This window comes from Actinoplanes italicus (assembly GCF_003001815.1).
GTDB lineage: Bacteria > Actinomycetota > Actinomycetes > Mycobacteriales > Micromonosporaceae > Actinoplanes > Actinoplanes italicus.
Genome location: NZ_PVMZ01000016.1, coordinates 172,666 through 184,740, shown reverse-complemented (window position 1 = coordinate 184,740; position 12,075 = coordinate 172,666). Strand labels below are relative to the sequence as shown.

11 protein-coding genes are annotated in these 12,075 nt (G+C 71.7%); 7 read left to right on the top strand and 4 right to left on the bottom strand.

Features of this window, described 5'->3' with window-relative positions:
• Positions 1-23: 23 nt before the first annotated feature.
• On the bottom strand, positions 24-2,255 hold the full coding sequence (locus CLV67_RS33190; RefSeq protein WP_203737872.1) for an FxsB family cyclophane-forming radical SAM/SPASM peptide maturase: 2,232 nt from the start codon (positions 2,253-2,255) through the stop codon (positions 24-26).
• 331 nt (positions 2,256-2,586) lie between these two features.
• Positions 2,587-4,431: a sensor domain-containing diguanylate cyclase gene (locus CLV67_RS33185; protein ID WP_106325524.1), complete on the bottom strand. Its 1,845-nt coding sequence runs from the start codon at positions 4,429-4,431 to the stop codon at positions 2,587-2,589.
• Positions 4,432-4,530: 99 nt separating this feature from the next.
• Between CLV67_RS33185 and CLV67_RS33180 the strand changes: the two genes are divergently transcribed.
• From CLV67_RS33180 to CLV67_RS33170, 3 genes are read left to right on the top strand one after another with little or no spacing between them, the layout of a single operon-like run.
• Complete coding sequence (locus tag CLV67_RS33180; RefSeq protein ID WP_106325522.1) at positions 4,531-5,490, top strand: ABC transporter substrate-binding protein; 960 nt, start codon at positions 4,531-4,533, stop codon at positions 5,488-5,490.
• Positions 5,491-5,497: 7 nt separating this feature from the next.
• Positions 5,498-6,292: a hypothetical protein gene (locus CLV67_RS33175; protein WP_106325520.1), complete on the top strand. Its 795-nt coding sequence runs from the start codon at positions 5,498-5,500 to the stop codon at positions 6,290-6,292.
• Positions 6,289-6,480, top strand: a complete 192-nt coding sequence (locus CLV67_RS33170; RefSeq protein ID WP_106325518.1) for a hypothetical protein — start codon at positions 6,289-6,291, stop codon at positions 6,478-6,480. Before CLV67_RS33175 ends, CLV67_RS33170 begins: the two co-directional genes overlap by 4 nt.
• A 1,063-nt stretch (positions 6,481-7,543) precedes the next feature.
• Here the strand turns inward: CLV67_RS33170 and CLV67_RS33165 are convergent.
• Both CLV67_RS33165 and CLV67_RS33160 read right to left on the bottom strand, forming a co-directional pair.
• Positions 7,544-8,785 carry a flavin monoamine oxidase family protein gene (locus CLV67_RS33165; RefSeq protein WP_106325516.1) on the bottom strand — a complete coding sequence of 414 codons (1,242 nt, stop codon included), beginning with the start codon at positions 8,783-8,785 and terminating at the stop codon, positions 7,544-7,546.
• A 249-nt stretch (positions 8,786-9,034) separates the two neighbouring features.
• Positions 9,035-9,283 (bottom strand): DUF2283 domain-containing protein, encoded by a 249-nt coding sequence (locus CLV67_RS33160; RefSeq protein WP_106325514.1) that lies wholly within the window; start codon positions 9,281-9,283, stop codon positions 9,035-9,037.
• A 60-nt stretch (positions 9,284-9,343) separates the two neighbouring features.
• Here CLV67_RS33160 and CLV67_RS33155 point away from each other — a divergent pair, with 60 nt between their 5' ends.
• The 4 genes from CLV67_RS33155 (at position 9,344) to CLV67_RS33145 (ending at position 12,015) form a co-directional block, all read left to right on the top strand.
• Entirely contained in the window at positions 9,344-9,553 is a 210-nt protein-coding gene (locus tag CLV67_RS33155; RefSeq protein ID WP_106325512.1) for a DUF5984 family protein, read from the top strand.
• Positions 9,550-9,858 carry an NIPSNAP family protein gene (locus CLV67_RS33150; RefSeq protein WP_106325510.1) on the top strand — a complete coding sequence of 103 codons (309 nt, stop codon included), beginning with the start codon at positions 9,550-9,552 and terminating at the stop codon, positions 9,856-9,858. Before CLV67_RS33155 ends, CLV67_RS33150 begins: the two co-directional genes overlap by 4 nt.
• Before the next feature lie 237 nt (positions 9,859-10,095).
• Positions 10,096-10,260: a hypothetical protein gene (locus CLV67_RS52180; RefSeq protein WP_170154093.1), complete on the top strand. Its 165-nt coding sequence runs from the start codon at positions 10,096-10,098 to the stop codon at positions 10,258-10,260.
• Between the two features lie 105 nt (positions 10,261-10,365).
• Positions 10,366-12,015: a GGDEF domain-containing protein gene (locus CLV67_RS33145; RefSeq protein ID WP_106325509.1), complete on the top strand. Its 1,650-nt coding sequence runs from the start codon at positions 10,366-10,368 to the stop codon at positions 12,013-12,015.
• Positions 12,016-12,075 lie beyond the last annotated feature (60 nt).

The following is a 12,075-nucleotide window of genomic DNA, read 5'->3' as shown; positions in this document are numbered from 1 at the left end:
GCAGCACGAACGGCGGTCACTCATCACACCCACGCCTCGATCGTGGCCGCCATGCGATCGACGAACCGGCGGCCCGGAGCGGTCAGGGCGCCACTGGCGGACAGCTCGCCGATCGCGGCCCCGGTCCACTCCCGGTACATCGTGTAGTTCCCGGCTGCCTCGGGCTCGCCTCGGCCGGCCCGGCGGCGCCACATGTCCGCGACCGCGAGGTGAGCGTAGATTCCCTGCAGCACCCCCTCGGCCGGGCGCGGGTCCGGCCGCCAGCCAACCTTGATCAGCCCGGAGGCGTCCGGGTCGACCAGGTCGATCAGGTCGAGCACGGCGCCAAGCTTGGTGTGCTGGAACTCGTGGACCAGCATGACCGCCATCGCCGCCGGGTCCGCCGTCAGCGCGATCCCCAGCGCGCCGTAAGCCTGCCGGGAGGTGGCGCTGCGCAGCGTCACCTCGTCCGGGACCAGCGGTGTGATCGTGGTCAGCCCGCCGGCCAGCCCGGCCGCCTGCTCGGGGGCGTCGCGCAGCACCGACGGCCACGCGGCCCGCAACGAGGCTGCCCAGGCCCACCGGTCGTCGGCGGTGAGCGAACCGGCCGGTGGCCAGTCGTGGCAGTCCCGGTAGGGGTCGGCGTCCTCGAGGAGCACGGTCAGGTCGTCCAGGGCGATCGAGGCGGCCGGCGCCCACCCGGGGTCACCGGGTGTGAGTTGTGCCCGGCCGCCGGGCCAACGCACCGTGCCGGTCCCGGAGACGAGTGCCTCGCCCGCGTCCGGGAGTGTCAGGGTGCCGAGGGTCGGCAGGTGGACCCGGCCGCCACGGGGCGTCACCGCCACCTCGGCGTCGATGCCGGCGATCACCGCGGCGGCCGCGGCCAGGTCGGCGAACCGGGCCGGGTCGTCGCGTCCGGCCAGGAGACGGACCGCCCAGGCCCGCACGAAGGGGTGAACCAGCACCCGGCGTACGACATCGGGGTTGATCCTGTCCAGGTCGGCCAGCAGCGACCAGGCCGCCGCGGCAGCCCCGGTGAGCGAATCGGCGGCCGCGACCAGCAACGCCCGGTTGATCGACTCCTGTGCCGCCGTGAGGTGTGCGACGCAGGCGCCGTCGCCGCCGCCCGAGGCCAGCTCGTCGAAGACCCGGTCGGGCAGCGCGGACTGGCCGGTCGGGCCGGCCAGCGGTTCACTGTGCATCGCGGAGACGAGTCCCTTCAGGTCGGCGCAGTAGACGGACGGGTTGGCGAACCCGGCGCCGGACCGGAACCGGTGCGCGAACAGGCCGCCGCCGCAGCGGGTGACCACCGGGCAGGCGCGGCAGGTGGGACCGAGCCCGGACAGACCGGACTGGCGGCGGCGCATCACCGGCGTGGCCAGCAGGTCGTCGGCGGACGCGGTGAACACGGTCAGCCCGGTCGCGGCCGCGCCGTGGAACGCCGTCTTCATCGAGTCGGGCTGCTCCCAGGAGCCGTCGGTCTCGACGACCGCCAGCTCCCCACGCTCGATGCCGATCGACTCGGTGCCGCTGTGACGACCGGTGGCGGTGGCGTGCAGCGCGTCGAACAGCCGGATCGGCACCGGACGGCCGTCGGCCAGCCAGCGGCGGTGTATCCGGAGCAGCCAGTCGGCGTAAGGCGTGGTGCCCGGCGCGGCGTGCGGCGGCGGATCGTCCCAGGTGGCGTGGGGGAGCAGCAGGTCGATCCGGGGCGGCTCCTGCTCGAGCAGGGCCTCGTAGACGGCGATCGGATCATTGCGTACGTCGATCGTGCAGAGGATCCCGGCGTACGCCGGCCGGTAGCGCGGCGACCGCAGCAGCGCCAGCCCGCGCAGCGTGCGCTCGTGACTGCTCGCCCCGTTGCGGTAGCGCCGGTGCCGGTCGTTGGCGGCCCGGTTGCCGTCCAGCGACACCCCGGCCCGGACCCCGGACTCCAGCAGCAGCTCGGCCATCGGCTCGTCGAGGCGGATGCCGTTGGTCTGCATCCGCAGGTCGAGGGCGGTCGCGGCGCCCACGGTCGCGCGCAGGACGGTCAGGATCTCCCGCAGCCGTGCCCGGCCCAGCAACAGCGGCTCCCCGCCGTGCAGCACCACCCCGACCTCGGTCAGCCGGTGCCGGACCGCGTGTTCGGCGATGCGGGAGGCGACCCGCTCCACGACCGGCGCGGACATCGTCGACGGACGGTCGCGCCAGGTCTGGTCCGCGTGCTCGTAGACGTAGCAGTGGTCGCAGGCCAGATTGCAGAGCTCGTGAACCTTGAGAACGAACTGGCGCAGCGGCCGCGCCTGCTCCGGCGCGGCCGGACGCTCAGATTGCCGACTGGAAAGCTGAGACGTCAGAAGGCCGCTCCCGTGCCGCCACCCGGTCCGCCGGAGCGGCCGAGCGCATGATCCGATGGACGATCGCTGAGACGCTCCCCGCCGCCCCGCGATCCAGCGGGACGTGCACGGGCGTCTGGCGTGATGTGGGTTCTTCCACGGCGCTTCGTCTCCCCGATGACCGATGATGGGCACGGCAAGCTCGCCCGGTCAGGACGAGCGGTGCCTAGAGCATAGACAGCGCTCGACGTAAAGTCACCCGCCTCTGACGGATGGTGATGGTCGCGCTCTATGCGGCCGGGTTCCGGGCGGCCGGGTTCCGGACCGCCCGGCGCTCGTCCGTCGCGGCGTGCACGCGGTCGCGGCCGGCGGCCTTCGCCGCGTACATGGCGTCGTCGGCGCGCTGCAGCAGCTGGGCGAGCGTCTCCCGCGAGTCCCAGGTGGCCACGCCGACGCTGCACGTCTGCGCGTCCGGCAGGGCCGCCCGCATCCGGTCCAGCACCGTGACGGCCTGCTCCGCGCCGGTGGACGGCAGCACGAACACGAACTCCTCACCGCCCCAGCGGGCCAGGAAGTCCTCGTCGCGCAGCCCGGCCGAGAACGCCGCCGCGGTCCGTTGCAGCAGCTCGTCGCCGGCGGCGTGGCCGTACGTGTCGTTGTAGCGCTTGAAGTGGTCCAGGTCGGCGATCGCGACCGTCAGTGGTTCGCCGGACTGCTCGGCGTCGGCGAGCATCCGGTCCATCGCCTCCTGCCAGGCACGCCGGTTCGGCAGCGCGGTCAGCGAGTCGGTGAACGCCATCCGCTCCAGCCGGCGCAGCAGCTTCTCGTGCTCCAGCGCGAGCGCCGTCTCGTCGGCGAGCAGGCCCACCGCGCGGGTGCGGTAGTCGCTGACCGTCTCGACCCGGCGCCGCCAGCCGACCGCCAGCACGCCGATCACCCGGCCCTCGGCGACCACCGGCTGCCACAGCATCGACTTCCCGTCGACCATCTTCAGCAGCGCCGCCGACACCCGCGGATCCGACGCCGGGTCGGCCAGGAAGATCGGCTCGCCGCTGCGGTAGACGCGGGCGATCATCGACGTGCCGTCCAGCGGCACCCGCGTCCCGATCACGTCGGCGCCGGCCACGTCGGTCACCACGACCTCGCGGGCCGTGCCGTCCTTGATGACGGGCTCCAGCAGCGACACGTTGTCCGCGGCGGCCAGATCGCGGACCGCGGCGATGATCGTGGTGCGGGCGTCCTCGCCGGTACGGATGCGGCGGGCCGCCGCGGCGACCGCGGCCAGCAGACGGTCCGAGTCGCGGGCCTTCTCCTCGGCGAGGTGACGGTCGGTGACGTCCTGAAGTTGCACCAGGGTCCACGGCTGGCCGCCGACCACGCTGTTGCCGATGGTGAGGTACGCCCAGCGGGTGGAGCCGTCCGGGCGTACGACCGGAAGTTCTCCCTCGTCGACGCCCTCCGGGAGATAGGGGGAGACGTCCGCGCCGACCACGTCGGTCTCCGGCCGTCCCACCAGCTCGCAGAACGCCGGGTTGGCCGCCACGACCCGGCCGTCACCGTCCGCGATCGCGACGCCGGACGGTGAGGCGTTGAACAGCTGCTCGAAGCGGTCCGCCACCATCCGGACCTTCTCGTGGGCGCGCCGCAGCTGGCCCTGCCGGCGGCGCAGCGCCTCCTGCAGCAGCACGCCGATCAGCGCGGCGAAGGCCACCTGCACGCTGTAGTAGGCCAGTTCCGGGCCGGTCGGATGCGATTGGGCGAGCACCGTCACCCCGAAGCCGCCGCAGCCCAGCACGATCGCGGCCGCCATGACCCGTCGGGAGGTGACCGCCGCGCCGACGCCGAGCAGGGTGAGCATCAGGGTCGTGCTGTAGTGCAGCCGGCCCGTCACCACGACCAGCGCCACGCTGTCGATGATCGGCAGCAGCGCCAGCCACTCGCCGCGGCGCCCCGGACGCCGGCTGAACGCGGCGACGCCCATCGCCACGGCGGTGGCGCTGTCGAGCAGCGTCATCACCGTCCGGCCCGGTCCGCTGAGCGCCAGCAGATTCGTCACGGCGAGCATCAGGTAGACCAGCGCCACCGCGCCACGGATCCACCGGGACGCGGCGTCGTGCCGTCTCGTCCGCGACATGCCGCGCCACCTCCCTCGATCCTCCGCGGTTCCTTCGGCACGGGTGGGGCCGACTTGATGGGAATTGACGCATGTGGATGATGGGTCTAGCTTTCACGCATGCGTGGATCGCGGCTGATCGCCGCAGTGACGACCGCCCTGCTGCTCGCCGCCGCCGGGTGCGGCACCGACGACGAGCAGCCGCCGGCCGACGGCCAGCCCGACAAGGTCAACACCGGGGTCATCGCGATCGTCGACGTCGCGCCCATCTACCTCGGCAAGAAGCAGGGCTTCTTCACCGAGCAGAACATCGACCTCACCCTGACCACCGCGCAGGGCGGCGCCGCGATCGTCCCGGCGGTGCTCAGCAAGGAGTTCCAGTTCGGGTTCAGCAACACGATCTCGCTGCTGATCGGCGCCACCAAGAACGTGCCGGTCAAGGCCGTCGCCAACGGCGTCAACTCCACCGGCGTCGACGGCAAGGACTTCGCCGGGCTCTTCGTCAAGGCGGACAGCCCGATCAAGTCGCCGAAGGACCTGGCCGGCAAGACTGTCGCCGCGAACACGCTGAAGAACATCGTCGAGACCACGGTCCGCGAGTCGGTCCGCAAGGACGGCGGTGACGCCGCGGCCGTCAAGTTCACCGAGCTCGCCTTCCCCGACCAGGTACCGGCCCTCGAGAAGGGCAGCGTCGACGCGATCTTCGTGGTCGAGCCGTTCCAGCAGGCCGCAGTCGCCGCCGGAGCCCGCAAGATCGCCTCCAGCTACGTCGACGCGGCGCCGGACCTCACCGTCGCCATGTACTTCACCTCGAACGAGCTCCTCAAGAGCAACCCGGACCTGGTCCGGCGCTTCACCGAGGCGATGAAGAAGTCGCTGGCCTACGCGGATCAACATCCCGATGAGGTACGTGCGGTGCTCGCCGACTACACCAAGATCGCTCCCGAGGCGCGGGAGGCCCTGGTGCTCCCGAAGTGGCCGGCCGACGTGAACCGCGCCTCCGTCGACCGCCTCGCCGACCTGGCCGTCACCGACGGGCTCATCACCGCCAAGCCGGACCTCGAGGCCCTGCTGCCATAGTGGTCGCGTGCTTCCTCAGCAGCATCTGATCGAGCGGGTGGGCAGTCTCTGCCGTGCCGACGAACGGCTCGTCGCGGCGCTCACCTACGGCTCGTTCGCCCAGGGTGAGGGCGACGCGTACAGCGACATCGAGTTCTGGCTGTTCCACGGCGACCGGGCCGTGGATCCTCACACCTGGATCAGCGGCGTGGGCGACGTGCGACATGTGGTCGTCAACGAGTTCGGCGCTCACGTCGCGTTCTTCCCCGGCCCGGTCCGCGGTGAGTTCCACTTCGCACCCGCGACCGCCATCGAGACCGTCCGCACCTGGCCCGCCCGCGGCGCCGACACCGACCGGATGATCGTCCTCGACCGGACCGGCGGCCTGCGGCGGGCCCTCGACTCGCTGCCCCGGCATACCCGGGTGCCGGGGACCGCCGAGGAGATCGACGAGGTCTGCGGCCGGTTCGTGAACTGGCTGCTTCTCGCCCACCACGTCAGCCGCCGCGGCGAGCTGATGCGGGCCCTCGACGCTCTCACCCACGCCCAGCGGCACCTGCTGTGGATGGCACGGCTCGTGTCCGGCAGCACCCGGCGCTGGCTCACCCCGTCGCGGGCGGCCGAGTCGGATCTGCCGCCGTTCCTGGTCGCGGCCGTTCACGAGGCGACGGCCACCGCCGACGCCGCGTCGATCGACCGGGCCGTCGCCGCCGCCTGGACGCACGGTCGCGCCTGGTGGATCCAGCTGGCCGACCGCTCCGGGCGACCCGTCCCGGCCGGGCTTTTCGCCGACATCGACGCCTGTGTTCCGATGACGCCATGATCGGGTTTCGCCGCCTCGTCCTGGTGCTCGGGCTGATCGTGCTCAGCGGGCTCGTGCTGGGCATCGCCGGGCTGGTCATCGAACAGACGACGGACATGAACCCGACGCCGATCATCGTCGCCGGAGGCGCCCTCGCCGGGATGGGCCTGATGATGCTCGCCCGCAGGTTCGACTTGCGGGACCGCTGACCGCTGACCGCTGACTGCCGGCCGCTGACTGCCGGCCGCTGACTGCCGGCCGTACGCCGGACCGGTTTCCCGTGGCCGATCCTGACATCAGCCGACCCATGGGCGGGTCAGGGTGTCGATAGCCGCAACATCGCTGTGCTGGATGATCATCCTGACCGGGTTTTGGAGGGCGGCCGTGCCCTATGGCTGCCTCCCGGGCCTGGAAGGGTGCACTCGTACGCCGACCCGCCCTTCGTGATCTTGGCTGGGCCGGGGGCTGGGATTTTGCCGTAGTGCGATTGTCGGGGTGCTGCCGCCGCTGCGGTCGGGTTTCGGGTGCGGTCGGGTTTCGGGTGCGGTCGGGTTTCGGGTGCGGTCGGGTTTCGGGTGCGGTCGGGTTTCGGTGCGGTCGGGCTTTGGGCGCGGTCGGGTTTCGGATGCCTTCGGGCGCACGCTGGCGATTTCCGTGTGCGCGTGACGTCGTGGGCGGCGACGGCAAGAGCGCACGCTGCGGATCCGTGGACGCGCACGGTTGTCATGGCGACGATCGGAGCACTCGGTGCCGCTGCGTGTGCTCCTGCCGCGGCGTCTGCGCCAATCGCTACGCAGTCTCGGCTTCCCGGCCGTTGCGTGTGCTCCTGCCGTTGCGTGCGTCGGCTGCCGCGTGCTCCGGCCGTTGGGTGCGTCGGCTGCCGCGTGCTCCGGCCGTTGGGTGCGTCGGCTGCCGCGTGCGTCGGCCGCTTTGTGTGCGCCGGCTGCCGCGTGCGTCGGCCGCTTTGTGTGCGCCGGCTGCCGCGTGCGTCGGCTGCCGCGTGCGCCGGCCGCTTTGTGTGCGCCGGTCGCTGCGCAGTCCCGGCGCCCCGGATGCAGGCACCGCCCCATGGCTGCCGGACTCCGTGGCTGAGGTGAGGAGTGCGGGTGGGTGGCTGAGGTGAGGAGTGCGGGCAGGTGGCTGAGGTGAGGAGAGCGGGCAGGTGGCTGAGGTGAGGAGAGCGGGCAGGTGGCTGAGGTGAGGAGAGCGGGCAGGTGGCTGAGGTGAGGAGTGCGGCAGGTGGCTGAGGTAAGGAGAGCGGGTGTGCCGGAGTCAGGCCGGAGTGGCAACGGCTCGGGTGATCACGGCTGCCGCACGGGCGGCGATGGTGGCGTCCGGGCCGGCCCAGAGGTCGTCGAGCCAGTCACCCGCGAACAGCCCGACCAGCGTGGGGCGGCCGTCGGCGGGGGTGGCGTCGAGCCATTCGCTGATGCAGGTGTCGGCGGGCCCGTGCACCCGGAAGTAGCCCGCCGGATGCGACGGCCAGAACCGCGTGCCGAACCTGAGTATCACCTTCTCCACCCGGCCCATGCCCAGGTGCGACAGCGCGGTGCGATGCGTGGCCGGCAGCGGAGGGTCGAACTCGATGCCGTCCGCCGCCAGCACACCGACCGGAACCGTCACGATCACCGCGTCCGCGCGCAGCGAACCCGTCTCACCGAGCAGAGTCACGCCACCGGCGTCGGTCAGGATCCGGCTCACCGGATGGCCCAGCCGGACGTCGACACCCTCGGCCAGGTGGTCCACCAGGAGCCGGTAACCGCCGACGATCCACCGGTCGCCCTCGCCGACGCCGGGCTCGAAGCCGTACCGGGCGCTCAGCCACGACAGCGGCGCCCCCGAGTCCATCACGATCTCGGCATCCACGAACCGGCGGATCGCCCGCGGATCCCACGGCCCCGGGTCACGCAGCCACTCGTCCAGCACATCGGCGATCGACGAGCCCACCGGAGCCGCCTGCAGCCGGGCCCGCAGTTCGGCCTCGATGGCGTCGGGAGCGAAGCCGGGAACGGCGCCTGTCAAAACCAGAGGATCATGGAAATCTGTGGGTACGGTACGCAGGCTCAACTTCTCGGCGAGGCGGGCCAGCACGTTCTCGTCGTACTGCTGCAGCCAGTTCGCGCCCAGGTCGAAGCCGGTGCCGCCGATCTCGGCCCCGGTGGTGCGCCCGCCGGGCCTGTCCCGGGCCTCCCACACCTGCACGTCGACGCCACGAGCCGACAGCGCGCGGGCGGCGGCCAGCCCGGCGATCCCGGCACCGACCACGCCCACCCGGGCGTGCCCGAGACCCGCGGCCCAGACCGCGGCGGCGACACCCTGCTCATAGGCCCCATGGGTCATCCCTGCCCTGGCCGGGTGGGTGGCCTCGCCGGCCAGACGCAGACGCGTCCCGATCGGAGCCCCGAGCGCCGACCGGTCGTCCGGGGTGCCGTCACGGCCGATCAGACTCCACGAACCACGCGCCCACGGGTCGTCACCCCAGTGCGAGACCGCGTACCCGGTCAGTGTGGTCATGGCCTTTTCCCGTCGTCGGGGAGCAGCACGCCCCCGGTCCGATCCACGCGCGGGATTCTGCCACCCACCTCCGACATGTTTCATCGGCCCTGAGCGGGAGTGGGAGCGGGCGAGTGTTCCTTCCGGCATTCCCCGACCGTGGTGCAGGGGTAGACCACCACTGTTTCGCCTGCTCGTAGGATCGGGCCCGGTCCCAGAAGCCGACCTCGGTGACCTCGGGCCGACGCTCCAGCCGGACGCGCACGGCGGCTACTCCCCGTTCGCGGGCCGGCGGGTGATGTCCTCGGCCTGTGACAGCAGCTCGGGGGCCAGTTTCGCCCGGGCGTCCAGCACCTCGAGGCCGATCAGGCGGCCGGCCTCGTCGAAGTCCAGGTTGATCATGCCGTCGACGTCGATCGGGTCGCACGGGTACATCTTCGCCACGGGGGTGCCGGGCGGCTGGAAGTAGACGTAGGCGGCATTGGCGACCTCGTCGTACGTGATTCTCAACGGCACCATGGCGATCAGCCTGTCAGACCCGGCCGGGATACTGGTTCGGTCATCGGGTTCCGGTTCGAGTTGCGTCCGCTGGACGACGCGGAGTCGTGGGACGGCGACCCGCCGAGCCTGAGCTGGTTCGGGCTGACCGACGGCTGGTACTGGATCGAGGCCGGCGGGCACGAGCTGCTGCGCCGGACCCGCTTCGACTCGGAACCCGACGAGATGACGACTTCTCGGCGCGTCCGGATGATCGCGACGGCGCCGGTCGTGCCTACGCTCGTCCGATGATTACCTGCGTCGTGCACTACACCGTTGATCCCGTACAGATGGAGGCGTTCGAGCTCTTCGCCCGGGAGTGGATGCGCCTGGTGGCCAAGCACGGCGGCATCCACCACGGCTACTTCCTGCCGGCCGAGGGCGCGAGCGATCGGGCCGAGGCGCTGTTCAGTTTCGAGAGTCTGGCCGCCTACGAGCGCTATCGTTCCCGCTTCGGCGACGACCCGGAGTTCGTCGCGGCGGACCGGATCCGGGACGAGTCGGGCTGCGTCCTGCGTTACGAGCGGACCTTTATGCGGCCGCTGCTACCCGACTGAGCGGCGACTTTCGTACGGGGTGTCACCTGTCGAACTCGCCGTCGCGGACGCCGCCGGTGAAGGCTCGGCGTCACCTCGGCGTCCGGCCGCTTGCTGTGCCGGACCGCCGCTGCCGTGAACGCCGTAGCTCCGCCCGTGCGGCAACCTGCTCCGCGTTCAATCAGGACGTCGTCTTCCGATACCTGACAGACCGGCCATCGAGCCCGCAAGAGTGAGGCCGACAGGAAGGGGCCGGGCATGACGACCGTCGACGGCATGAGGGAGATCGCCGAATGCACCGCTGACGCGCTGGCGGCGGCCGGGCTCGTCTTCATCGAGGACGAGCGGCTCGACGAGCTGGCCGAGACGCTGCGGGTGTTCCTCAGCGCAGCAGGGCTGCCGCTCGACGAGCCGCGCCGTTAGATGACAGCACGGAGGACGCCGAACTTCTTATGATCGACGCGGGCGTGTCGATGTGCGTCATGCCTGATCGGCGGCCACCCGGTCCCGGTGTTGAGGGAGGACGGCTTGACCACGGTTGATACGGCCGACAGCGACACCTCGACGGTTCGTGGCCTGCTGGAACGGGCCGAGGACAAGCGGCTCGCGGGTGACTACCGGGCCGGCTGCGAGCTGGCCCGCGCGGCCGCTGACCTGGCCTCCTCGACCGGTGACGCGGCCGGCGAGGCGGCGGCTCTGCGCTCCCTGGCCACCCAGCTGATGCGGGTGGGGCGGCAGGAGGAGGCTATCTCCGCCTGCCGTACGGCGGTCGTGATCCTGGAAGGGCTCGACGACCGGATCGGCCTCTGTGAGGTCCTGACGCTGCAGGCCATGCCGCTGATCGAGCTCGGCATGCACGACGAGGCGCTCGGCGTTCTGGCCGTCGCCCGTGACATCGCGCAGGAGCTGGGCAACCGGGAGCTGCTCTACTGGGTGCACAACCGGACCGGCGTGGTCCGCGGCAGTATGGGTGACCGTGAGCTGAGCACCGAGAGCCTCATGCTGGCCCTCGACATGGCCGAGGGCATGAACGCCGAGGCCCGGTTCTGCATCCTCAACAACGTCAGCGACAACGCGGTGTACGAGGTGACGCGTCTTCGCGGTCGCGGCGAGAACGACGCCGCCGAACGGGTGCTGACCGGCGCGCTGGGCTACGTGGCCGAGGCGCTGCGGCTGGCGCGCGACGCGCGGCACCCGTTCCGGGAGGCGATCAGCCTCGACAACTACGGGATGCTGCTGGCGCTGGCCGGTGACCTGGACGGCGCGGCGCAGCTGATCGAGGACTCGCGGCTGATCGCGGTCCGGGCCGGATACAGCACGCTGGAGTCGGCGGCGCTGCAGCACCAGGCGCGGGTCCGTCTGATGCGTGGCGAGCACAGCGAGGCGATCGAGGGCCTGCGCCTGGCTCTGGACCGCGCACACACCGCGGGCGAGAAGCCGATGGCCATGGAGATCTCGCGGGAGCTGTCCGAGGCGCACGAGCGGATCGGTGACTTCGTCGCGGCGCTGGCCTACTACCGCGACTTCCACGATCTGGAGCGTGAACTGCACAATCAGGTCGCCGCGGCGCGGGCCCGGATGGCGGCGCACCACTTCGAGCTGGACAACGTGCGGCTGGAGGCGGAGAACGCGCGCCTGGAGGCGGAGCTGCACCGGGCCCGCAGCGCCGAACTGGCCGCCGACAACCTGCTGTGGCAGCGCCAGGCGACCGAGGACGCGCTGACCGGCCTGCCGAACCGGCGCTCGGTCGACGACCGGCTGCCGAAGCTGGTCGCGGCCGGTGGCCCGGTCTGTGTGGCGGTCGCCGACGTCGACTTCTTCAAGCGGGTCAACGACCGGTACGGCCACTTCATCGGCGACGAGGTGTTGCGCCGCATCGCCGCGATCCTGCTCGAACGTGCCGGCGAGACGGATCTGGTGGCCCGGTTCGGCGGTGAGGAGTTCCTGATCGCGCTGCACGGTTCCGGGATCGACGACGCCCGGGCACAGTGCGAGTTGCTGCGGGCGGCCGTCGCGGCGTACCCATGGGAATCGATTGAACCGGGTTTGACCGTCACCCTCAGCTTCGGCCTCGCCGAGGTGGCCGGCCCCGCGTCGCTGCCGGACGCTCTGGGCCGCGCCGACCAGCGCCTTTACGACGCGAAACGCGGCGGCCGCAACCGGGTGTGCGCCGGCTGACTCGTCGCCGGCGGCGGCGTTCTGCCGGTCAACTGCCGCCCAACCTCCTGGTGACCCGGG